This is a genomic window from Bacteroides sp. MSK.18.37 (assembly GCF_019129155.2).
Taxonomy (GTDB): Bacteria; Bacteroidota; Bacteroidia; order Bacteroidales; family Bacteroidaceae; genus Bacteroides; species Bacteroides ovatus.
The window spans coordinates 1,090,899-1,114,507 of record NZ_JAHOIB020000001.1; the positions used below are offsets into that span (position 1 = coordinate 1,090,899).

A 23,609-nucleotide genomic window follows, 5' to 3' on the forward strand; every position below is an offset into this window, starting at 1 on the left:
TATCTTTCATCAAAATTTTGTAATATCAAAAAATCTTCTTAATTTTGTCAAACTTTCCCCCTCATAAAAGATTCAATAACCCTTAAAAGTCCTATTTGTATGAAAAAATGGCTTTTTCTAATCTTATTGTTTCCTCTAATTTGTGTCGCGCAGACGTATCGATATCTCGGAGTGGAGGATGGGTTAAGTAACCGGCGGGTTTACTGCATTCAAAAAGATAAAACCGGATACATGTGGTTCCTCACGCACGAAGGTATTGATCGATACAATGGAAAAGAGTTTAAACGATATAAGTTAATGGATGGTGACGCAGAAGTGAACTCTCTGTTAAATCTAAACTGGCTTTATATTGATCAGGAAGGAGTCTTATGGGAAATCGGGAAAAAAGGAAAAGTATTCCGGTATGACCAGATTCACGACTGCTTCAGTCTTGTATATAAATTACCGATGGAAAGTTTCAGCGAACAGCCGGACCCGGTCACTTATGCCTGGCTCGACCAGAACAAACACATCTGGCTATGCAATAAAGATACTATCTTTCTCTATAATACGGACACCAAACAAGTCACCCATATAAAGAATGATATAAGTGAAGAAATCACTGATATTGAACAAATAGACGAATCGCATTTCTTCATCGGTACGGAAATGGGGATTCATTATGCCCAATTAGAAAACAACGCATTGAAACTTATCAATTGCGATAAGTTGGAGAGCGTGAAAGCCCAAGTAAGCGATTTACACTTCGACAAAAAGATTCGGAAACTATTCATCGGCACTTTCTTGCGGGGAATTATGGTTTATGATATGAATACCAAATCCGTCATACGACCGGATTATAACCTGAAAGATATCAGTATCACACGGTTCAAGCCGCTAAATGACAAAGAGTTATTAATAGCTACCGATGGCGGAGGAGTACACAAAATAAATATGGATACTTATCAAATAGTACCCGAAATTGTGGCTGATTATAACAGTAATTGTGGCATGAACGGTAACAGTATCAATGACATTTTTGTGGATGATGAAGAACGGATATGGCTGGCTAATTATCCCATCGGAATCACGATACAAAACAACCGTTATACGAGCTACAAATGGATTAAGCACTCCATCGGTAACAAACAGTCTTTAATCAACGATCAAGTAAATGCCATTATTGAAGACAGAGAGGGAGATTTATGGTTTGCAACGAACAATGGCATCAGTTTTTTTAATTCAAAGACCGGACAATGGCGATCGGTGCTTAGTGCTTTTGAAGAGTCGCAAGGTAATAAAAGCCATATCTTTCTTACTATATGCGAAGTGGCTCCCGGAATTATCTGGGCAGGCGGGTACTCTTCCGGTGCTTACCAGATAGATAAGAAAACGTTCAGTGTCAGCTATTTCATGCCGCCTTTGTACACTCATACAAACAAGCGACCGGATAAATATATACGTGATATTCGTACAGATATGCAGGGTTATATCTGGTCGGGAGGATTCTACAACCTCAAGCGTATTAATCTGAAGACGCAGGAAGTACGGTTTTATGATGGATTAAATTCCATTACCGCCATCGTTGAGAAAGATGAAAAAAGTATGTGGATCGGTAGTGCCACCGGCCTATGTCTTTTAGATAAAGAATCCGGAAAATTCGAGCGCATAAAACTTCCGGTAGAGTCGAACTATATCTATTCCCTGTACCAAGCAAAAAACGGTTCATTGTATATAGGTACCAGCGGGTCGGGACTATTGATTTACGATATTAATAAAAAACTGTTCACTCATTACCACACGGAAAACTGTGCTTTGATATCCAATAATATCTATACCATATTATCGGATGCGGACAAAGATATAATCATGAGTACAGAAAGCGGATTGACAAGTTTTTATCCCAATGAGAAAAAATTCTATAACTGGACCAAAGATATGGGATTGATGACCACCCATTTCAATGCGCTATCAGGTACGTTACGGAAAAACAATAAATTCATTTTAGGCAGTTCTGACGGAGCAGTGGAATTTGACAAGGATATGAAATTGCCCAGAAGTTATTCTTCTAAAATGATTTTCAGCGATTTCAAGCTTTTTTATCAAACAATCTATCCGGGTGATGAGGATTCTCCGTTGAAAGCAAGCATCAATGATACAAAGGTACTAAAGTTAAAATACAATCAAAACAGATTCTCTTTGCAGGTTTCTTCCATCAACTATGACTATCCTTCCAATATTCTTTACTCTTGGAGGCTAGAAGGTTTCTATGATAAATGGAGCAAACCCGGAACAGAGAACACGATTCGTTACACCAATCTTGCCCCGGGCAAATATACGCTAAGGGTACGTGCCATCTCCAATGAAGACAAACGCATCATGCTTGAAGAAAGAAGTATGGATATTATCATAGCCCAACCTTTCTGGCTGACATTCTGGGCCATGCTGGTTTATACAGCTATCCTTTGTCTCATTGCCATCGTCCTATTGCGTATACTGATTTTGAGGAAGCAACGCAAAGTCTCCGATGAGAAAATACACTTCTTTATCAATACGGCACATGATATCCGTACCCCATTGACGCTTATCAAAGCACCTTTGGAAGAACTACGCGAGAAAGAGGAGTTGAGTAAAGAAGGTATTTCGAACATGAATACGGCATTACGAAACGTAAATGCCCTATTACGTCTTACCACCAATCTTATCAACTTTGAAAGAGCGGACGTATATTCTTCCGAATTATATATTTCAGAGCATGAGCTAAACACGTTTATGAATGAAATATTCAACGCGTTCCAGCAGTACGCCAACATCAAACATATCAACTTCACTTATGAAAGTAATTTCAGGTATATGAACGTATGGTTTGATAAAGAAAAGATGGAATCTATCTTTAAGAACATCATTTCGAACGCACTGAAATATACTCCGGAAAATGGAAATGTACAGGTTTTCGTTTCAGAAACATCTGACTCATGGAGCGTGGAAGTCAGAGACACAGGAATCGGCATCCCGGCCAATGAACAAAAGAAATTGTTCAAACTTCATTTCCGTGGCAGCAATGCTATTAATTCCAAAGTAACAGGAAGTGGTATCGGACTGATGCTTGTATGGAAGCTAGTCCGCCTGCATAAAGGAAAGATTAATCTGTCAAGCATCGAAAACCAGGGATCGGTTATCAAAATAACATTCCCTAAAGACAGCAAGCGCTTCCGGAAAGCACATCTGGCAACTCCGAGCAAACAGCGTATAGAAAATACGATTGATAACGTTCCGCCTCCATCACCTGAAATTTACGAAAATGCACAAAAGAAAGAGAACATTAATCATCGTCGCATCTTGATTGTGGAAGATAATGATGAGTTGCGCAACTATCTGTCGCAAACGTTATCCGAGGAGTATTTCGTACAGGTTTGCTCCAATGGAAAAGAAGCATTGACGATTATTCCCGAGTACAAACCAGAGCTGGTTATTTCAGACATTATGATGCCTGAAATGCGGGGGGATGAATTATGCCAAGCTATCAAGAATAATATCGAAACCTCCCACATTCCTGTTATCCTGCTGACTGCTTTGAATAATGAGAAAGATATTCTCTCGGGACTTCAGATTGGTGCGGATGAATACGTTGTGAAGCCATTCAATATTGGTATATTGAAAGCTAATGTTGCCAATCTGCTGGCTAACCGTGCACTATTGCGCAGCAAATTCGCAAATTTAGATCTGAATGATGAGGAAAATGATGAAGACTGCATCAACTGTTCGCAAGACATTGACTGGAAATTCATAGCAAACGTCAAAAAGAACGTGGAAGATAACATTGACAATCCTGCTCTCACGGTAGATGTATTATGCAGCCTGATGGGAATGAGTCGCACAAGTTTTTACAATAAATTAAGGGCATTAACCGATCAGGCACCGGGAGATTATATCCGGCTGATTCGTCTGAAACGTGCCGTACAATTACTAAAAGAAGACACACATAGCATAACAGAAATTGCAGAAATGACGGGATTCAGTGACGCCAAGTACTTCCGCGAAGTATTTAAGAAGCATTATAATGTAAGTCCCAGTCAATATGGCAAAGAGAAAAAAGCAGTTAGTAAGGAAGGAGGAGAAAAGAAAGAATGAACATTTATCTCGAAGCATTTGGAATCTTTTTTAAAATAGGCGCCTTTACTATTGGAGGAGGATATGCAATGGTGCCACTGATTGAAAATGAAATTGTCACCAAACGGAAATGGATTGCGCAGGAAGATTTTATCGATCTGCTGGCTATCTCCCAATCCGCACCGGGAATTTTGGCAGTCAATATTTCTATCTTTATAGGATATAAGCTGCGTGGAATCCGGGGAAGTATTATCACAGCATTGGGAACAATTTTGCCGTCTTTCATTATTATATTGGCTATCGCCCTGTTCTTTCATAGTTTCAAAGACAATCCGATAGTGGAACGTATTTTTAAAGGAATTCGCCCGGCAGTGGTGGCACTCATCGCGGCGCCGACCTTTACCATGGGACGATCCGCAAAAATCAACCGCTACAATCTGTGGATTCCTGTTGTCTCGGCAATATTAATCTGGCTGTTGGGCTTCTCCCCTATCTGGATTATTATTGCGGCCGGTGTAGGAGGTTTCCTGTGGGGGAAATTTAGAAAAGTTGAGAGTTGAGAATGGAGAGTTGAGAAGGCGCGGATTAACGCTGTTGTTTTACAGATTCATAATTCTAAAAGCCGGGAAATCCGTGTAATCCATGCCTAAAATTATTATATAATAAATTATTAATCACATGATTTACCTACAGTTATTCTATACATTTTTCAAGATCGGGCTCTTTGGCTTCGGTGGCGGTTATGCCATGCTTTCCATGATTCAAGGCGAAGTGGTAACCCGCTATGGATGGGTGAGTTCGCAGGAGTTCACGGATATTGTCGCAATCAGCCAAATGACTCCAGGACCTATTGGTATCAACGCAGCTACTTATGTAGGGTTTACTTCTACGGGTAGCGTATGGGGTTCCATCATTGCTACCTTTGCCGTAGTCCTTCCCTCTTTCATCTTGATGTTGACCATCAGTAAATTCTTCCTAAAATACCAGAAACATCCGATAGTAGAATCTATTTTTAATGGATTACGCCCGGCAGTAGTCGGATTACTCGCCTCCGCCGCGTTGGTATTAATGAACGCAGAAAACTTCGGTTCGCCTACGGAAGATACTTATTCATTCGTTATCAGTATCATTATCTTTCTGATTGCATTCATCGGAACAAGAAAATATAAAGCCAATCCGATATTAATGATTATCGCCTGTGGTATTGCAGGTTTGCTGCTCTATTAATAACGAGCGGCTGAACAGTAAACAAAAAAACAGTAAACAAAAAAACGGTGAATAAACTGCGTTATCATTCAGCAGAGTGTTCACCGTTTTATCGTTGTTTATTCTATACCTTTACAGTTTTAACTTCTTACTTACGGATTTCGATTCATTATGTAAACGATCTAAAGCTGTCACTACATAACGGCATTTTGTTTTTCCTGTTTCATAAGGAAGTCTATAGAATGGATTGCGCGTGATAGCTACAATATGAGAAGGATCGTCCAAATTCACCTTTTCTTTACTGTCAAAACGATAGACTACATATTGAACTGCCTTATCCATCTCTGTATCAGCTTTCGGAGCTGTCCAAAAAAGGATATAGCCATCTTCCGTCCATACCTTTTTCATTTTACGTACCTTGCCCGGAGCTTTATCATCCATAAAATCAAAGACTGGAATCAAAGCAGGATATTTATGATATTCACTGATTAAAGCATCGCGATATCTACCCTGGTTCTCAACAACAGCTGCTGCATACCATTGACAGCTACCTCCGATTGTTTGGTAAGCACGTTGCAAAGCCATCTTGCGGGGAAGCTGATTGATAGAAGAATTCTGCGGATCGGCAAACTGAACTGTCTTTGGCACCGACTGACCAATGAACAACGGCCGGTTTTCCGAATGAGTAGCCCACCATTTCACCAGTGTCTCATAGTCGGCAGCTTTGTGGCCAATCTCCCAGTAAATTTGCGGAATATTATAATCAATCCATCCTTCACGTGCCCAAAGGAGTACATCGGCATAAAGATCATCATAGTTCTGCAAACCATTGGTGTTGCTTCCCAATGGATCGCTCTTCTGATTACGATAAATACCGAACGGACTGATACCAAACTTCACCCAAGGCTTGATGCCACGAATCGTTTCGTGAAGCTTCTTTATCAACACATTCACATTACTACGACGCCAATCTGCCTTATTGGTGAAACCTCCACCATAACGGGCGAAACTTGCATCATCCGGAAAATCCAATCCATTAACCGGATAAGGATAGAAATAATCATCCATGTGAATAGCATCTACATCATAACGAGACACAATATCGGTCACAATTTTACAGATATGCTCCCGGCTTTCGGGAAGTGCCGGATCGAAATATAGCTGATCGCCATAAGTAACAAACCATTCCGGATGCTGGTGATAAATATGCTCCGGCGCCAACTTATTTTTTAATGAGGTCTTCACACGGTAAGGATTGATCCAGGCATGAAACTCCATATTCCGTTTCTGACATTCTTCAATCATAAACTGCATCGGATCCCACATAGGAGAAGGCATCTGACCTTGCGTTCCTGTCAGAAAACGACTCCACGGTTCATGCTGGGAAGCATATAATGCATCCGCTTCAGGGCGTACCTGAAAGATGATTGCGTTAATACCAGCTTCCTGAAGAGAGTTCAACTGACTAATCAATATTTGTTTCAGCCTCTCTGTGGGAATGCCACGAAACTGACCGTTAACAGCTTGTATCCACGCTCCACGGAATTCACGTTTAGGATATTTATTGCCTGATGGCACCTGTGCCCTCACTCCTACCACCAGAAGAAGAGCTAAAAGTAAAAGATAGTTTTTCAGCTTCATAATATTCTTAAATCGTAATAATGTGACGCAAAGATAATACAAACTCCCGATAAATTCGCTAACTTTGCCGACTACCATAAAAAAGGAGTATTTTATGTCAGAAAACAACTATATTTCGATCAAAGGCGCACGCGTCAACAACCTAAAAAACATCGATGTAGATATTCCCCGCAACAAGCTTGTTGTCATCACCGGATTATCGGGTTCGGGAAAATCATCTCTTGCTTTTGATACGCTCTACGCAGAAGGACAACGCCGCTACGTGGAAAGTTTAAGCAGCTATGCGCGCCAGTTCCTGGGGCGAATGAGCAAACCGGAATGTGACTTTATCAAAGGGATTCCTCCCGCCATTGCTATCGAACAAAAAGTGAACAGCCGCAATCCCCGTTCTACTGTGGGCACCTCGACTGAAATTTACGAATATCTACGCCTGTTATATTCACGGGTAGGGAAAACGTATAGCCCCATCAGCGGACAAGAAGTAAAGAAGCACTCTACAGAAGACATTGTCAACTGCATGCTCTCATACCCGGAAGGTACAAGATATACGGTACTGACACCCATCCGCCTGCGTGAAGACCGCACCTTGCAACAGCAACTGGAGATAGACCTGAAACAAGGGTTCAACCGTATCGAAGTGAACGGTGAGATGAAGCGTATTGATGAATATACGCCTGTGGCAGGTGATGAAGTATATCTACTGGTGGACCGTATGGCTGTTGCCAACAGCAAAGACGCCATCAGCCGGCTGACTGATTCTGCCGAAACAGCCATGTATGAAGGCGACGGAACCTGTATGCTGCGTTTTTTTCTATCGGATGGAACTACGAAACTTCATACTTTCAGCACTAAATTCGAAGCGGACGGCATCATCTTTGAAGAACCGAACGACCAGATGTTTTCATTCAACTCGCCTATCGGCGCTTGTCCGGCGTGCGAAGGATTCGGCAAAGTAATCGGCATCGACGAGCACTTAGTCGTTCCGGATCGTTCATTATCGGTGCATGAAGGAGCTATCGTATGCTGGCGTGGCGAAAAGATGGGTGAATGGAAAGAAGAATTAATTCATAATGCGGAGAAATTCGACTTCCCCATTTTCACTCCTTATTATGAGTTGACAGACGCGCAACGCAGGTTACTTTGGGAGGGCAACCAATATTTCCACGGCATCAATGATTTTTTCAAGATGCTGGAAGAGAATCAATATAAGATACAATACCGGGTGATGCTGGCGCGTTACCGGGGAAAGACGCTTTGCCCGAAATGCCACGGCACCCGCCTGAAACCGGAAGCCGGATATGTACGAGTGGGTGGAAAAAACATTTCCGAACTGGTAGATTTGCCTATCACAGAGCTGAAGGAATTCTTCGATCATTTGGAACTGGACGAACACGACAACAACGTATCCCGACGTATCCTGGTTGAAATAAATAGCCGGATTCGTTTTCTAATTGATGTAGGTTTGGGCTATCTGACTTTGAACCGGCTTAGTAATTCCTTATCGGGTGGAGAGAGCCAGCGTATCAATCTGGCAACCTCGCTGGGAAGTAGCCTTGTAGGTAGTCTTTATATTCTCGATGAACCAAGTATCGGACTGCATAGCCGTGACACAGACCGTCTGCTCCATGTGTTGCGTCAACTGCAACAATTAGGAAATACGGTAGTGGTGGTAGAGCACGATGAAGAAATTATCCGTGCAGCCGATTACATTATCGACATAGGTCCCAATGCCGGACGCCTAGGTGGAGAAGTTGTCTACCAGGGAGATATGAAGGATTTAAAGAAGGGAAGCAACAGTTATACGGTACGTTATCTTTTAGGAGAAGATGAAATACCCGTTCCGAAGCATCGCCGGCCATGGAATAACTATATAGAATTGAAAGGCGCACGTGAGAATAATCTGAAAGGAGTAAACGTACGTATCCCTCTCAATGTAATGACAGTTGTTACGGGTGTTTCCGGTTCCGGGAAGAGTACATTGGTAAGAGATATTTTCTTCCGGGCATTGAAACGTGAATTAGACGAATGTAGTGACCGACCGGGAGAATTCACTTCAATCGGAGGAAGTTTGCGTGACCTGCGGAATGTAGAATTTGTAGACCAGAACCCGATTGGCAAATCATCGCGCTCAAATCCGGTGACTTACATCAAGGCTTACGACGAAATCCGCAAACTATGGTCCGAACAGCCTTTGGCGAAACAAATGGGATATACCCCCGGATTCTTCAGTTTCAATAGCGAAGGCGGACGTTGCGAAGAGTGTAAAGGAGAAGGAACCATTACTGTAGAAATGCAATTTATGGCAGACTTGGTGTTGGAGTGTGAATCTTGTCACGGAAAACGTTTCAAATCCGACACGCTGGAAGTGAAATTCAACGATAAAAGCATCTACGATGTATTGGAGATGACCGTCAACCAAGCGATTGAGTTCTTCAACGAACATGGACAGAAGAAAATTGTGAAGAAGTTACTTCCTTTGCAGGACGTAGGACTGGGATATATCAAATTAGGACAGGCTTCTTCTACCCTTTCCGGTGGTGAAAACCAACGTGTCAAACTCGCATTTTATTTAAGTCAGGAGAAAGCTGACCCAACGATGTTTATCTTTGACGAACCGACTACAGGATTACACTTTCATGATATCCGCAAACTGCTGGATGCTTTCGACGCATTGATTCGCCGGGGACACAGCATCGTTATCATCGAGCATAACATGGACGTCATCAAATGTGCCGATTATGTAATCGATCTCGGACCGGAAGGTGGAGATAAGGGTGGAAATATCGTAGCAGTGGGTACCCCGGAAGAAGTTGCTGCCTGCGGAGCAAGCTATACAGGGCAGTTTCTGAAAGAAAAACTAGGATAAGCAATCGTCAAAACTATAATAATACATCTATGTAATTAAGCCCTTGCAGAAGTTCTATATCTGCAGGGCTTAATATATGAAAAAAATCAATCTCTCTTACAAGTAGAAACCGAATCCAATCTTCACACCGAAACGCGACATATCTCCATCATTGAAACGCCATTTATAATAAACGGCAGGTTCAATGGTCACCGTACGCGAAAGGAAGTAAGCGTATCCGGCTTCGATGCCCAGTCCCCAGTCTGTCTGATGTTTTCCACCACTCCAACGGAAGCGGTTCCAGTCGAGTCCGCCACCCAGATAGATACCGGTTTTATTGAAATAGAAGCGTACTCCGGTACCCAGTGTATACTCATCTACCGGTTTCGACCAGTCGGCTCCGGCATTTACCATCAAGGCAATACCATCGGCAAAGAATGTACCGACCTGTGCACCAACTCCAAACTTTGCTTTATCGTTTTTACTATACGAAAAGTCCAACCCCGACAATGAAGGATTAATAATCGTAGTTCCTTTCTCAAATTGCGCCTGTGCAGTAAAAGAGACTGCCAATAAGCAAAGAGCCAAAGCTAATTTCTTCATAAACTTACTTTTTTAAGTGAATAGATTGTTCGTCTTTTTTGCGGCGTTCGCGCATTTGTTCCTTTTTCCGAAGCACCAGCCAAAGAAGGAGGACGATGACATAAGAAACTGCCACCGTAATTATTTTCTCTGTCAGGCTGACTTCCGTATTACGAGGCAACAAATAAGCCGCTGTTACAGATACATAAATAAGGAATGCAAGCGCCACTCCTGTTGATTTTCTTATTTTCTTCATTCTGATAATTTTCTTGTTTTTTGCTTATTTATCCAGATATAGAACCAAACAGTCGCAACCATTACACACGCTATACCAACGCCATAGGAGACTGTATGCGAGAGTCCTAATCCTTCAGGAGCAATACATATATAAGTAGAACATACACATGTCATAAACAGTGCCGGTACCAAAGTAATGATATAAGGTTTCTTGGATACCGCCAGAAAAACTGTTATAGCCCACAAGGTAAACACAGCCAATGTCTGATTTGCCCAGGCAAAATAACGCCATATCATATTAAACCCGTTTGCATCACGCAAACTATACAAAAGCAAACCAATAGCTACTACAAACATCGGAATACAAATGTACAAACGACGGCGCATACTTTTTTGCTCCATCCCCAAGAAATCTGCCACAATCAGACGGGCAGAACGGAAGGCCGTATCTCCCGAAGTAATCGGAGCGGCAATCACTCCCAAAATGGCAAGTACTCCGCCGATTGCTCCCAACCATTCTTTTGTAATAGCATCAACAATAACAGAAGCATTGCTTTCTTCCATTCCGTTCTCATGGAAAAAATAAGTAGCGGCAGCAGCCCAAATAAGAGCAACAATGCCCTCGGTAATCATTGCACCGTAAAACACCGGACGTCCATGCCGTTCCGAAGTCATACAACGGGCCATCAATGGGCTTTGCGTAGCATGAAAACCTGAAATGGCACCACAAGCAATACTCACAAACATAATCGGGAAGATAGGAAGTTCGCTCGCTTCCGGGTTAGTATTTTGCAATCCGTCCCATAACTCCGGCAAAGCCGGATGGTTAACGTAGAGCATCACCAGAATGCCTACTGCCATAAACAACAAGGCAACCGCAAACAATGGGTAGATTTTACCTATTATTTTATCAACAGGCAACAAAGTAGCCAGAATATAATATGCAAATACAACGATAATCCAAAACGTAGCATCCAAACTTTCCGGAGTGAGTTTTGCCAACAATCCGGCAGGCCCCGCAACGAAAACCGACCCCACCAGAATCATTAAAATGACAGTGAATCCTCTCATCACCTGCTTGGTAGTCAGTCCCAAATAACGACCTATTATTTCCGGCAGGCTTTCACCTCCATTACGCAAAGAAAGCATTCCGGCAAAATAATCATGCACTGCCCCCGCAAAAATACTTCCCAGCACAATCCACAAGTATGAAGAGCTACCAAATTTCGCTCCCATGATTGCTCCGAAAATAGGACCTAATCCGGCAATATTGAGAAATTGAATCATGAAAATCTTCCAGGTGGGCAATGGAATATAATCCACTCCATCCGCCTTGGTAAGAGCCGGTGTTTTACGGTCGTCAGGACCAAAGACGCGTTCCATCAGGCGTCCATACGTAAAATAGCCTACTATCAACGCCAGCAGGCATAGAGTAAATGTAATCATAGCGTGTCGTTTTTTTAACTTGGCAAATGTAACATAATCTCACGAAACAGCCCAACAATACCGACACTTTTACTAACTTTGCAGGGATTTAAAACAAAAAATAAAGGATATGCGCTATACTATTTTCATTCTTTCACTTTTGTTTCCTTTTCTCTCAATTGTTGCGCAACCCAAGTACGAAGTTCGTGCCGCATGGGTGACAGCGGTGTACGGACTGGATTGGCCTCGCACACGTGCAACAACCCCTCAAACAATCCGCAAGCAGAAAGAAGAGTTAATAGATATTCTTGATAAGTTAAAGGCTGCCAACTTCAACACTGTCCTATTTCAAACCCGTACTCGTGGAGATGTATTATATCCTTCAGCAATCGAACCTTTCAATTCGATCCTGACCGGAAAAACAGGAGGAAATCCAGGATATGATCCACTGGCTTTTGCCATTGAAGAATGTCATAAGCGAGGGATGGAATGTCATGCCTGGATGGTAACTATCCCACTAGGGAATAAGAAGCATGTTGCTTCGCTCGGCAGTCAGTCTGTCACCAAGCGGATGAAAGAAATATGCGTTCCTTACAAGCGCGAATATTTCCTCAACCCGGGACATCCGGCAACGAAGGAGTACTTGATGAAACTGGTGCGGGAAGTCGTTAGCGGTTATGATGTGGACGGAGTGCATTTCGACTATCTGCGTTATCCGGAGAATGCTCCTCTTTTTCCTGATAAATATGATTTCCGACGATACAATAAAGGACGCACACTGGATCAGTGGCGCCGGGATAATATCTCCGAAATTGTACGTTATATATATAAAGGTGTAAAAGCTATGAAACCTTGGGTGAAAGTTAGTACCTGCCCGGTAGGTAAATACCGTGATACTTCTCGTTACCCCTCCCGGGGATGGAATGCTTTCTTTACCGTTTATCAGGACCCGCAAGGTTGGATGGGAGAAGGTATTATGGATCAAATTTATCCGATGATGTATTTCCAGGGAAACAATTTCTACCCTTTTGCCCTCGACTGGCAGGAACAGAGCAACGGACGGCAGGTGATTCCGGGACTCGGCATTTATTTTCTCCATCCCGATGAAGGCAAATGGACACGCGACGAGATAGACCGCCAAATAAACTTCATCCGCAATCATGATATGGCAGGTGAAGGGCACTATCGGGTGAAATATCTCATGGAGAACACACAAGGCATTTATGATGAGCTAGCCGAAAACTTCTACGCATATCCAGCTTTACAGCCCCCGATGCCTTGGCTGGACAATGTTCCGCCTACGGCTCCGTCGGAGTTGAAAATAACAAATATCGAGAATGGATATACGGAACTAAAATGGCAGGCTGCTACGGATAATGACGAACGTAACAAACCTATGTATGTTATTTATGCTTCCAATGAGTATCCGGTAGACACCAGCCGACCGGTAAATATCGTAGCGCAGAATATCAGGGAGACAAGTTATATCTATGCCCCTATCCTGCCTTGGAATGCTAAAAAGCATTTCGCTGTTACGGCCGTAGACCGTTACGGAAATGAAAGCGTAGCGATACAAGAATAATTTCATTCCCAAGGAGTAAAACCGAACTAAATACTACATAGAGAAAAAAACATCTATCATACTATCATCAATTCCCATATCATCCTAATTGTCAGTGGAATAAGTATGATAGATACCTTTCTTTCAAGGTATCTATCATACTTTTATTGCAAAAAATGGGCATCTATCATTCCTATACTTTGTCTATTTGGGCGTAGCATATAGGTAAAATGCCCATTTAAAGGCATAAGAATGCACACTTTACAGGATGATAATCCGTATTTGGCAACTTAATAATCCAGTTAGAATATCAGTCTTTTTATAGCCCACATAGGCAGGCTGTACAGCCCACGTATGCAAACCGTACAGCCCACATACGTAGGCTGTACGGCACACATGTGTGGGCTATAAAATTAGCGCCATTCAAGTCGGATTATTAAGCTATGATAGTCGGATTCATACGGGTTCATTGCAACAAAAACAAGCCATCTCACACCCATGCAACCTTTATTCGACTGTTTTATCAATGATAGATATTTATTTCATTATGTAATGTTGATAGCAGTATCAAGTGAGAGACATAGATAAAAATCAAAGAGGAATAACAACTTTATGCTCCTTCTGGTTTCTAAAAATAATGAACTCGACTTCTTTTTGTGTATCCGCGCGTTTCAATGCCTCTTTCATATCACTTAATTTATTGACAGATTTTCTATTTATTCCAAGCACAACATCATTCGGAGCAATAAAATCTCTGACAGGACTGCCTAGGGCATCTACTGAAACAACATAAACTCCCCGTTCCATATCCATACCGGTAGCGGAGCGTTCTTCCAATGTGTCCAGATTCTTAAACGTCACTCCTTTCCAAAGCATCGTCTTGGTATCCGTAACATGACCTGCCACAAGCGGAACGGGCATAACAGGACTTTCAGCCAACTGTTTCAAATGAAAAGACAACACTCCGAAATTATTCATCGGAAAATTACGAAAACCTCCTTTAATTATCGCTTCAGAATCGTCCGCTACATTAAAATCACCTTTCGCAGCATCTATAAACCTGATCGCAGCTACTATAGAATGAGCATCTCCACCAAGTTGGCGAGCTGCAAGATACGATAAACTGTCTGTAAAGATATTATAGTCTACTTCCCTGCCCCAGCCATACACTCTTATAGGTTTATATTTGGTCATTACAATATTACGTGAAAAAACATCTCCGCTGTTTTTAAACCATAAATGCGGATGGAGCGTGTTATTGACAATGATATTATTTTCAACAGTCCGATAAAAGCCTTCACGTAATTTTATGCCGCCATTCAAACAAAGATTATTGTAGATTTGATAATTACTGGAACCATCGTCCAAATCAATATCCCATCCTCTATCACAACGCAACCGATTATGACGGATAATAATAGGTTCAACTACATCTGCTAGAATCAACGCAGGGTTTTCATCCGTAATTTGTGTCATTACATTATAATTCGGATGCCAAAAACGGTCACGTCCCCAAGAGTTGATAGTTCCATGGTCGCCTGTTTCTTTCACGGTGTTAAAAATATCGTTGTATTCGATAATATGTCCTCCCCAAGTACCTTCACTGATATTAATTCCGGCACGGGGAGTATCGTAAATACTGTTATGACTTACTGTAATGTTACGGCACATGGAAAGTTCCACTCCTGTAATCTGCTTTTCAAACAAACCGATAGTACAGATTAAATTATCGTAGACTTCACAATAAGCTGGATGATTGTCATTCTGCGAACCTTTAGCAGTATCCATTTTATCCAAAGGAACAAATTCCCCGTACCTAAAACTCGGTGAACGTACTCCCGCCACATCTCCGACAAAGCAGATGGCACTGGCTCCAATAGAAGTCAGGTAAGAACCGGTCACCGCAGAATTGCGATTATATTTATCAAAAAAGACACCGTTTCCACCTACATGATGGATATAGCAATCACGCAGGGTACATTTTTCCGTTCCCCTGAAAATAACGGCTCCTCCCCGGTATATCGTCCAGTCCGAACGGAGCAAAGGCTCATAATGTTCCATAAATGTCCGTATCGTTTGCGTCAGTTCTATTCCTTCAATAGTTATGTTTTTCACCGGATGGGATGAAGTTCCTGCAATTTCAATCAAGTTTTTAAGTTGCGGAGTTTCAAACACCAGCTCGTTTATATTTTCATCGGACAAAGGATAATAATACAACCAGCCTTCTTGTTTATCATAGTACCATTCTCCCGGAGCATCCAGTTCTTCAAAGATATTCTCTACCATCCTGTTTTCAGGATGGATTCCCATTGGACGATTATTCTGCCAGCCACCTTCCAGTTGTAACTCTCCCTTTTCATTCTTGCCTGTAATACGATAATGAAAATCACCCCAATCATGACTATGCATGGCATGAAGGTAACCACCTTCCGGATTCTTCCATTTTTTCACTCGTTCCGGGGCTGTTGCCAAAGCAGATGTACCATTAAAACGAACAGCTGTTTTATCATAATCAGGATAACGTGCCATAGACCTCAAATCTCCGTTTACAATAAGCATATCCATAACCGGATTCCCTTTCACAGCAGCCCGCATGATACCATTCTTGTACTTTTCCCATTTCAAGTCCAAGGTAATTCCGCTCGATATTATAGCTTTCTCACCTGGATAATTCCTTATTATTAATTCTTTCGAATCATTTCCATCAGCAGAGGTCAGCACCAAGGGGGTATCTAAAAAATATTCCCCTTCCCTCAAATAAATTGTAGTACAGTTCTTATCCTTTCGAGCTTTTTCCACTGCTTCATGAATGATATGAAAAGGAGTTGCCGGACCGCCATCTCCACCGGATGATGCATGAGGAGAAACGTAATATATCGATTGGGCATAAATGCCTATAAATGGCATTGTTGATAAAAAAAGAAGGATTGTTTTTATTCTTCGTGTTTTCATAATGATATGATTATTTGGGCTATATGTATAAGCAAAGATAGACTAAATAAAATACTTAATTAACAAAAAATAAAATTTTAATAACTTTACGTACCATAAAAGAAATGGTATGGGAGTTACATCAAAAAACAATCAATCCCATACCATTTCAGTTACCTGAAAAAAGAGCCAAATTACAAATTCATCTCTATATCAAAACTTTTACCTATGATACAAATATCAAAATAAAAAAAATCTATTTTAATTTATAAGATAAATCGTATTTTGTACCACCTACGGAAACTTCTACAGAAGCACCATCGGCATGGAATGTGCCAGGAGTCGCACCTGTATTATCTGTAAATTTAGCACTAATATTCAATTTTGCACGATCAGCCTCATTCGTAAACGGGTGGATTACCGTAATAAAACGTGCCGCACCTCCCATCGGTTTGGTTATACTCACTCGATACCATTTGCGTTGAAGTGTTTTCTCATTCTGCTTACTAGAGGACCAATTAGTACTCCATTTAGCTACATATCCGGAATTAGTTTCAACAAATGTCTTAAACTGCATGTTATTATTATCGTCAAATTTTGTGTAAGCACCATACTGAAAGTTCTCCTTATCAGCTTCATCAACAACAACCTTAGGCGCATTACCCAAATTGAAAGTCACATCCACCACCGGGGTAGTTTTACCGGCATCATAGCCCTCGTCCACCAAAACAAAGAATGTCTTGTTCACAAAAAATATGGCACGACGATGTGTCAAGTCACCATAGGACTTATTTTCCGTTACAAGCACATCGATATTGCCTTTGCTTTCTTGCAACAAGAATTTTCCATTCATATAACCATCTGCTATAGTGGCAGAGTTCTTGGTCATTGTATTGTGCATGGTGGTTGCCCGATATGATTTGCGCAGATTATCACTTTCTTTATCTCCTCCATAAGTAAAGAAACCTGCATCCGGTAAGAAATTACGTCCGTCACGATATAAACTGAAAGTTCCATTATCTGGCTGGCAGTGCACATAATTCTTGGGATTATTGTTATTTTTCACTACCATCATTATTGCATCTGATGCCCACTTGCTGCGCAACATATAATAACCGCCATCCTTATAGAGCTGGATTAAATCTTCAGGAGTCTTACCTTGTTTCCCTTCGGTTGCCATCCATGCGATTTCTTTATCATCAGGGAACATGGCCATATATCGACGGAAATTACCTAACAGTACACTTTTAGTCCATGAACTAGCACCTGTATCATTAAAATTATCAAAAGAATAATCGGGATACGTAATATCCATTACGAAACGGGCAGCTTTCTTCAATAATCCGACATAATTGGTCGGGAAGTATCCGACTTTATTGTTGACTTGTGCCATATTATAGAGCTTATTGCAAGCATAAACAGCTTCTATATGATAACCGGGAGTCAGTTCTACATGTACCCCATCACCTAAGAATTGTGCTTCCACCTGTTCAGTGATTTTTGCTGTACCTTCATTCAACCATTCTCCTGCTTTCTTAAATTCCGGCATTAATATTCCGGCAGAAACAACACTCTCCACTTGAGTAATAAGAATATTAGTCTCTTTATAATAATTCTTACGGATACATTCCACTCCATCCGACAGGGCAACGAGAAATGTAGAAAGCCATTCAGGAGTAAAGTTCTCCGATTGAATAAAATAAGACATTATATCAAGTTGTGCCTGTACTCGATGAGCAGGTTGAAGTCCATACCATTCCACATTTTTGTTTTTATCGACTTTCCCTTCAGGGCAAGGAAACGTTTTCAGCCAATCGCCATAAACCTCTATCCATGATTTGACATATTTTTCATCATGAGTAACCGTATATGCATTAGCCTGGTATATCATCCACTGATGGCGATGCAACTGATAAACAAATTCCGCATCTCCCTTATACTTGTCAGGGACATAATTCCAGTTTATTTCATCATCTTGTTTAAACAGGACATACGTTTCTTTCCCAGATGCATCTTTAGACTCATATTTATCTTTTATATAAAAACGATATTCTAAAGCTTGGTCAGCAATATTTTTATTGAAATCGCCAATAGAGGTCTGACCCAGATTTATATTAGGATTGGTAACATCCTCTCTATTCCGGTAGTATTCCAACAATTCGGAAGTAGCCGAGACGTAATCTTTCTTATCATAATATGCTTTCACTTTTTCCAAACCGGGATAATCAAGATTGATTACTTCAAAAAGTCTCGGAACTGTTGTTTCACTTCCACCATTATCCTCTTCCTTGACATGATTCTCAAAGAAAATAATCTTATCATCATTGCAGGCAGTCATGAACAGAGCCAGCAAAAAAAGCAAACTAAATATTTTTGAATTCATATTGTTTCAAATTTAATTAATTACCATTACTCCATCCGGGGTTTTGCCCCAAATCCGGATTCATATAAATTTCATTCTGGGGATAAGGGAATAAATACATCTTATCATTCCAGTACATTTGCTGTAACAACACCTTTTCATAAGAGAGGGAAGTGCCGCTCTTTGTTATCTTTACTCCATAAAGATTTCTGACTTCATCCAACCCTGCTATCCTCCAACGGCGAATATCATAGAAGCGATGTCCTTCAAAAGCCAGCTCAATACGGCGTTCGTTGCGAACCTTTGCTGTAAAGTCCGCTCCATTTTCAGTCACATGTTTCATATCAGCGCAGTCACGAACCTGATTCAAGGCTGCACGTGCCGTCAATGGACATCCTTCTGCCGTAGCATCCGGACCTTTCCACTCATTCATAGCCTCCGCATAATTCAACAATATCTCGGCATAACGGAACAAGACATAGTGATGATACAGTTTATTCGGTTTGTCCGGGTCGAGTGATACGGACGGATTCATATATTTACGCAGATAATATCCTGTTTTCGTTGAACCATCCAAGATCTTGTTTTTGCCACCTTCGAAAGTCTCCACCTTTTGTTTCTGCCATATAGAACCATTGGTCAGTACATTTTTGTATAAACGCGGATCACGTGTTTCCTTATTGGAAGCATCATAATACATATTTGCCACATGAGTAGGATTATTCCAGTCAAAAGGAGTCCCGTCCTTCATTTCATAAGCATCTACCAAATTCTGTGTAGGCGTATTTCCTCCTTCCGCACCTTCATATCCCATCGGTTCATTGCGTGATTCAAAATCACTGGTAGTTGCAATGGCACGACGCTCTAAAATCAACTGTTTGGACTTCAAGACCTCATTACCACCCAAATCCGAATACAACGGGTCAGTAGAAACGTTAGGCAATTGATATTTATTCATTTTTATAACCTCATAAGCTGCTTTAGCTGCCGCTTCCCACTTTGTCAAGTCACGACCGGGATTATGCAAATCACTTGCCGCATACAGTAAAGCCCTTGATTTTAAAGCCAGTGCCGCACCTTTGGTCACCCTGCCTGTCTCGCCTCTGACACCATCTTCCGGCAGTCCTCCTTCCCGGGTTATCTCCGTACATTCCTTTGCTATGAAATCTATCACATCCGCAAATGAAGTCTTTCGTACAGAATTAATCTCTTCCTGCGTATAAGTACGTGTTATCAAAGGAATATCCCCATAGCGTTTAGCCAGTTCGAATAAATAAAACGCACGCAAGAAGCGGACTTCCAAAGAAAACTTGGAAGCTTTTTCTATCATTTCATCATAATCTTCATTGTACTGAAAACGTTCAAGCACTTTCGGATCAAAATTTTCAAGGAATAAATTGGCACTACGAACTCCGTTCCAGAAGCCCCAGCCATCATCGACACGCTTTAGCGGGCTCCAAATACCATTGGTTATATAATAGATACTATTATTCTCCCAAGTATAGACAGAATTATCGGTAGCAGATTCCATCATCGCATCACTCACCCTCCCAAAATCAGTCGGCAAGAAACCATATATATAAGCTACCGATGAGTTCATATTATTAAAATAGCTGTAGGCTTCTTCCTTGGTTTTTCCGCTAGTTTCATCGTAATCGAGAAAATCACATCCGTCCAATAAAAACAGAGCGAAAGCCGCTACTACATAGTTCTTTATATTTCGCATAACTATCTTTATTTAAAAGTTAATATTCAGTCCTAGACATACAGAGAATAAATCCGGATACCCCAATGTCAGATCTTCACAATTGAAATAATCAATCTTATCTATAGAAAATACATTCTGTGCCTTAGCGTAAATCTGAAGTTTATCCAATTTTATCTTTTTCACCCATTTCTGCGGCAGATTATAATAGACATTCAGATTACGTAATTTCAAGAATGAACCATCTTCAATCCATTGTGTACTAGTCTGATAATTATTTTCATTCGACAATGTAGAAAGACGGGGTACATTGGCGACATCTTTCATAGCTTCTGTCCAACGAATCTTATCTTTCAAATACCAAGTCGCGATATTGGTATTGCCATTACGTAAGGGCTGATGTACATTTGCCACATTCAATTGTTTGGTCAACCCACTCACTCCATTAAAGACCATATCTATTCCAAAGCCCTTATATTCAAAACCCAAATTCAATCCGAACACCATTTCGGGCACCGTTGTAGACTTGCCGATTGCTATCCTATCCTCACTATCTATCCTTCCATCTCCATTCTGGTCTTTATATTTCACATCTCCCGGACGAACCACCGAAAATGTTTGTTCCGGGCTCTTGGCAATATCCTCTTCATCACGGAAATAACCGACGGCTTCCAATCCAAACAGTTGCCCGACTTTATGTCCACGTGTATATAAATAGTCGTAAGGCTGATAGGCTTGTCCGTTTTCAACAATCTCACTATCATTCAATGCCCAATTCGCATTTACAAAATAATTGAAATCCTTATGTTGTCCACTCCATCCCAAACTCAATTCTACACCACGGCTCTTTACTTCACCTATGCAGGCTTTCGGCGGGTCGATGCCTAGTATGCCGGACACATTATTATTAGCAACTAAAATATTAGTACGATGGTCATAGTACACCTCTGCCGTTGCCGTGAAGTTCTTCCATAAACGCAGGTCTACCCCCACATTATATTTGTCTGCAGTCTCCAGATTCAAGCCATATACAGGTAACCTTTGTTCTTTCAAACCATTGACTACTGTCATACCATCTCCAAAAGGATATCCTGTCCCCCCTGTCCAGAAATAATTCCCCAATCCATAATCAAGTTCATCTACCGCAGAACGTCCCCAAGAAGCCCGAAGTTTCAACAAGTCCAGGTTAGAAGCCCCTTTCAGGAAATCTTCGTTAGCCAAATTCCAACCAGCAGAAACAGCCGGATAGAAACGAAACTTATCACCTTTCAACAGAACACTTGTACCATAATAGTTGCCGACAACATCTACCATATAACGGTTGCCATAATTATAACCGACAAATCCCATGATATTCTGCCGATAATAAGAGGCGTTATTTTCTAACGGTTCTTTCATATCCTGCCGATAGACAGCCGAAGCCGACAATTGATGCTTACCGGATGTATAGTCATAATTCAATTTAGCCTCAACACTGGCACGTATCAATTGGGCAGACAATACAGACTTGGTTATCTGCACCTTGCTATCCGTACCATAAGTTTCACTTACCGGGAGTCCCTCTTCCGACAGATAACCGACTTCATACTTATAGGTCTTACTACCTATATCCTGAAAAGTGGCAGTATTATCATAAGCGACAGCCACTTCCGCACTCAACCCCTTCAGGAACATAGAGAAATCCTGAGTAATCCGCATATCTGTTTCCAACATACGACGATTTTCCTGTACATATCCCACATCTGCAATAGCCGCAATCGGATTCATCTTAAAAAGCGTATTACTCCCCCAATTATTATTCAGCGTCTTCACCGGAAATGCAGCGGCAGGTACTTTATAAAAATTCTGGAAGATGGTATTAATATCCGTATTCGGTCGCTTATCTTCTCCAATAATGCCATATAAGCCAAACTTCATTCGGGTGCTGGAAGTGATATCCACATCCAAATTCATACGCAGTCCTAACTCATAAGTCCGTATCTGAGAATTATAACGATCCGAATAGTGAGTATAATCTTCATTCAACAAACCAAACTTATTCTTATAATCCAACAACGCCATATACCGTACTCTTTTTCCGCCACCACGCATCATTACATTAAACTGATTGTTTTCGCTGAAATTCCTTGTACCCTCTTTATACCAGTTGACGTTCGGATAATAATTCGGATTCGTACCATCCTTAAACCGTTCCAAGTCCCTTTTCGTGTATTGTAACGGCAAACCATCATAATACAGCGCTTCGTTCTGCGCCATAGCATACGTATAAGCATCCGCCATTTCCGGCCGGTTGACAGGAAAATCGAAACCATGACGATAATTCACATCCACATCAAACGAATTATAAATACCTCTTTTGGTATTCACCAAAATGACTCCGTTAGCCCCTCTGGCACCCATCAAAGCCGTAGCAGCACCATCTTTCAAGACTTGAACGGACTCTATTTCTTCTATTGTCATATTCGTCAGTCCCCGTTCAAATCCATCCACCAAAACCAAGGGAGCTCCGCTACCCAAACCACCACGACCACGTATATTCATGCCGGCATTAGCATCCCAACCAACCGTTTGACTGAGATGAAGCCCTGATATCAATCCAAAAAGCGCGTTATTCACCCGGTCGGGAGAAGTTGCGTTCTTTTCCAGCAAGTCAGCATAAATAGCAGTCACAGACTGGGTTTGGGTGTCTTCTGTCCGCTTTAGAAATCCCAAATCAACAACCGCGTCTTTCTTGATATCAAACACCAAATTCAGGGTATCCCCTGTGATTTTAATCCGCTTGGTTGCTACATCTGCATAATTCAGTTCTATATAATCACCTTTCTTCAACAGGAGTGAAAACAAACCGTCTTCATCAGTGACATTGTTATTTTTGAATTCTCCTACCTTTGATACCTTTACACCCGAAAGAGGTTTACCGGAGCCATCTTTCACAATGCCATTCATCATCTCTTGCGCCACCAGACTTACCGAAGAGATGAATAACATGCCTATCGTAAATAATAATTTATTCATAATCAAATCG

The 23,609-nt window shown here is 41.3% G+C and carries 13 protein-coding genes; 5 read left to right on the top strand and 8 right to left on the bottom strand.

Annotation, left to right across the window (positions count from 1 at the left end; all coding sequences use genetic code 11):
• Positions 1 to 99: 99 nt before the first annotated feature.
• The 3 genes from KSX81_RS04800 to KSX81_RS04810 all read left to right on the top strand — a co-directional run bounded on the left by KSX81_RS04800 (position 100) and on the right by KSX81_RS04810 (position 5,316).
• Complete coding sequence (locus KSX81_RS04800) at positions 100 to 4,110, top strand: two-component regulator propeller domain-containing protein (protein WP_008644839.1); 4,011 nt, start codon at positions 100 to 102, stop codon at positions 4,108 to 4,110.
• Complete coding sequence (locus KSX81_RS04805) at positions 4,107 to 4,649, top strand: chromate transporter (RefSeq protein ID WP_004300957.1); 543 nt, start codon at positions 4,107 to 4,109, stop codon at positions 4,647 to 4,649. Before KSX81_RS04800 ends, KSX81_RS04805 begins: the two co-directional genes overlap by 4 nt.
• Before the next feature lie 118 nt (positions 4,650 to 4,767).
• The gene (locus KSX81_RS04810; RefSeq protein ID WP_004300958.1) at positions 4,768 to 5,316 is read left to right on the top strand and encodes a chromate transporter; all 549 of its coding nucleotides are present in this window, start codon (positions 4,768 to 4,770) and stop codon (positions 5,314 to 5,316) included.
• Positions 5,317 to 5,427: 111 nt separating this feature from the next.
• Here the strand turns inward: KSX81_RS04810 and KSX81_RS04815 are convergent, their stop codons facing one another.
• Positions 5,428 to 7,014: a glycoside hydrolase family 10 protein gene (locus KSX81_RS04815; RefSeq protein WP_171035994.1), complete on the bottom strand. Its 1,587-nt coding sequence runs from the start codon at positions 7,012 to 7,014 to the stop codon at positions 5,428 to 5,430.
• A gap of 16 nt (positions 7,015 to 7,030) precedes the next feature.
• On the opposite strand from KSX81_RS04815, the gene uvrA reads away from it, so the two are divergent.
• Entirely contained in the window at positions 7,031 to 9,802 is a 2,772-nt protein-coding gene (gene uvrA, locus KSX81_RS04820; RefSeq protein WP_004310291.1) for an excinuclease ABC subunit UvrA, read from the top strand.
• Positions 9,803 to 9,898: 96 nt separating this feature from the next.
• Here uvrA and KSX81_RS04825 read toward each other — a convergent pair whose 3' ends face one another.
• From KSX81_RS04825 to KSX81_RS04835, 3 genes are read right to left on the bottom strand one after another with little or no spacing between them, the layout of a single operon-like run.
• Positions 9,899 to 10,384, bottom strand: a complete 486-nt coding sequence (locus KSX81_RS04825; RefSeq protein WP_217725493.1) for an outer membrane beta-barrel protein — start codon at positions 10,382 to 10,384, stop codon at positions 9,899 to 9,901.
• A gap of 4 nt (positions 10,385 to 10,388) precedes the next feature.
• Positions 10,389 to 10,619, bottom strand: a complete 231-nt coding sequence (locus KSX81_RS04830) for a hypothetical protein (protein WP_004300962.1) — start codon at positions 10,617 to 10,619, stop codon at positions 10,389 to 10,391.
• Positions 10,616 to 12,046, bottom strand: coding sequence for a carbon starvation protein A (locus tag KSX81_RS04835; protein WP_118419573.1), 1,431 nt, complete (start codon positions 12,044 to 12,046; stop codon positions 10,616 to 10,618). The genes KSX81_RS04830 and KSX81_RS04835 overlap by 4 nt, the downstream gene beginning before the upstream one ends.
• 109 nt (positions 12,047 to 12,155) lie before the next feature.
• On the opposite strand from KSX81_RS04835, the gene KSX81_RS04840 reads away from it, so the two are divergent.
• Entirely contained in the window at positions 12,156 to 13,607 is a 1,452-nt protein-coding gene (locus KSX81_RS04840; RefSeq protein ID WP_118418166.1) for a glycoside hydrolase family 10 protein, read from the top strand.
• A 570-nt stretch (positions 13,608 to 14,177) separates the two neighbouring features.
• Here the strand turns inward: KSX81_RS04840 and KSX81_RS04845 are convergent.
• The 4 genes from KSX81_RS04845 to KSX81_RS04860 form a co-directional block, all read right to left on the bottom strand.
• Positions 14,178 to 16,538: a right-handed parallel beta-helix repeat-containing protein gene (locus KSX81_RS04845; RefSeq protein WP_217725492.1), complete on the bottom strand. Its 2,361-nt coding sequence runs from the start codon at positions 16,536 to 16,538 to the stop codon at positions 14,178 to 14,180.
• 235 nt (positions 16,539 to 16,773) lie between these two features.
• Positions 16,774 to 18,900: a heparin-sulfate lyase HepC gene (gene hepC, locus KSX81_RS04850; protein ID WP_195401560.1), complete on the bottom strand. Its 2,127-nt coding sequence runs from the start codon at positions 18,898 to 18,900 to the stop codon at positions 16,774 to 16,776.
• Positions 18,901 to 18,916: 16 nt separating this feature from the next.
• Positions 18,917 to 20,605, bottom strand: coding sequence for a RagB/SusD family nutrient uptake outer membrane protein (locus tag KSX81_RS04855; RefSeq protein WP_217725491.1), 1,689 nt, complete (start codon positions 20,603 to 20,605; stop codon positions 18,917 to 18,919).
• A gap of 12 nt (positions 20,606 to 20,617) precedes the next feature.
• Positions 20,618 to 23,599, bottom strand: a complete 2,982-nt coding sequence (locus KSX81_RS04860) for a SusC/RagA family TonB-linked outer membrane protein (protein ID WP_118418165.1) — start codon at positions 23,597 to 23,599, stop codon at positions 20,618 to 20,620.
• Positions 23,600 to 23,609 lie beyond the last annotated feature (10 nt).

Bases quoted from the DNA above. Each gene is read 5' to 3' on its own strand.
- KSX81_RS04845 (WP_217725492.1), bottom strand. From the start codon at position 16,538: ATGAAAACACGAAGAATAAAAACAATCCTTCTTTTTTTATCAACAATG.
- KSX81_RS04830 (WP_004300962.1), bottom strand. From the start codon at position 10,619: ATGAAGAAAATAAGAAAATCAACAGGAGTGGCGCTTGCATTCCTTATT.
- KSX81_RS04855 (WP_217725491.1), bottom strand. From the start codon at position 20,605: ATGCGAAATATAAAGAACTATGTAGTAGCGGCTTTCGCTCTGTTTTTA.
- KSX81_RS04825 (WP_217725493.1), bottom strand. From the start codon at position 10,384: ATGAAGAAATTAGCTTTGGCTCTTTGCTTATTGGCAGTCTCTTTTACT.
- KSX81_RS04840 (WP_118418166.1), top strand. From the start codon at position 12,156: ATGCGCTATACTATTTTCATTCTTTCACTTTTGTTTCCTTTTCTCTCA.
- KSX81_RS04835 (WP_118419573.1), bottom strand. From the start codon at position 12,046: ATGATTACATTTACTCTATGCCTGCTGGCGTTGATAGTAGGCTATTTT.
- uvrA (WP_004310291.1), top strand. From the start codon at position 7,031: ATGTCAGAAAACAACTATATTTCGATCAAAGGCGCACGCGTCAACAAC.
- KSX81_RS04815 (WP_171035994.1), bottom strand. From the start codon at position 7,014: ATGGTAGTCGGCAAAGTTAGCGAATTTATCGGGAGTTTGTATTATCTT.
- hepC (WP_195401560.1), bottom strand. From the start codon at position 18,900: ATGAATTCAAAAATATTTAGTTTGCTTTTTTTGCTGGCTCTGTTCATG.
- KSX81_RS04800 (WP_008644839.1), top strand. From the start codon at position 100: ATGAAAAAATGGCTTTTTCTAATCTTATTGTTTCCTCTAATTTGTGTC.
- KSX81_RS04860 (WP_118418165.1), bottom strand. From the start codon at position 23,599: ATGAATAAATTATTATTTACGATAGGCATGTTATTCATCTCTTCGGTA.
- KSX81_RS04805 (WP_004300957.1), top strand. From the start codon at position 4,107: ATGAACATTTATCTCGAAGCATTTGGAATCTTTTTTAAAATAGGCGCC.
- KSX81_RS04810 (WP_004300958.1), top strand. From the start codon at position 4,768: ATGATTTACCTACAGTTATTCTATACATTTTTCAAGATCGGGCTCTTT.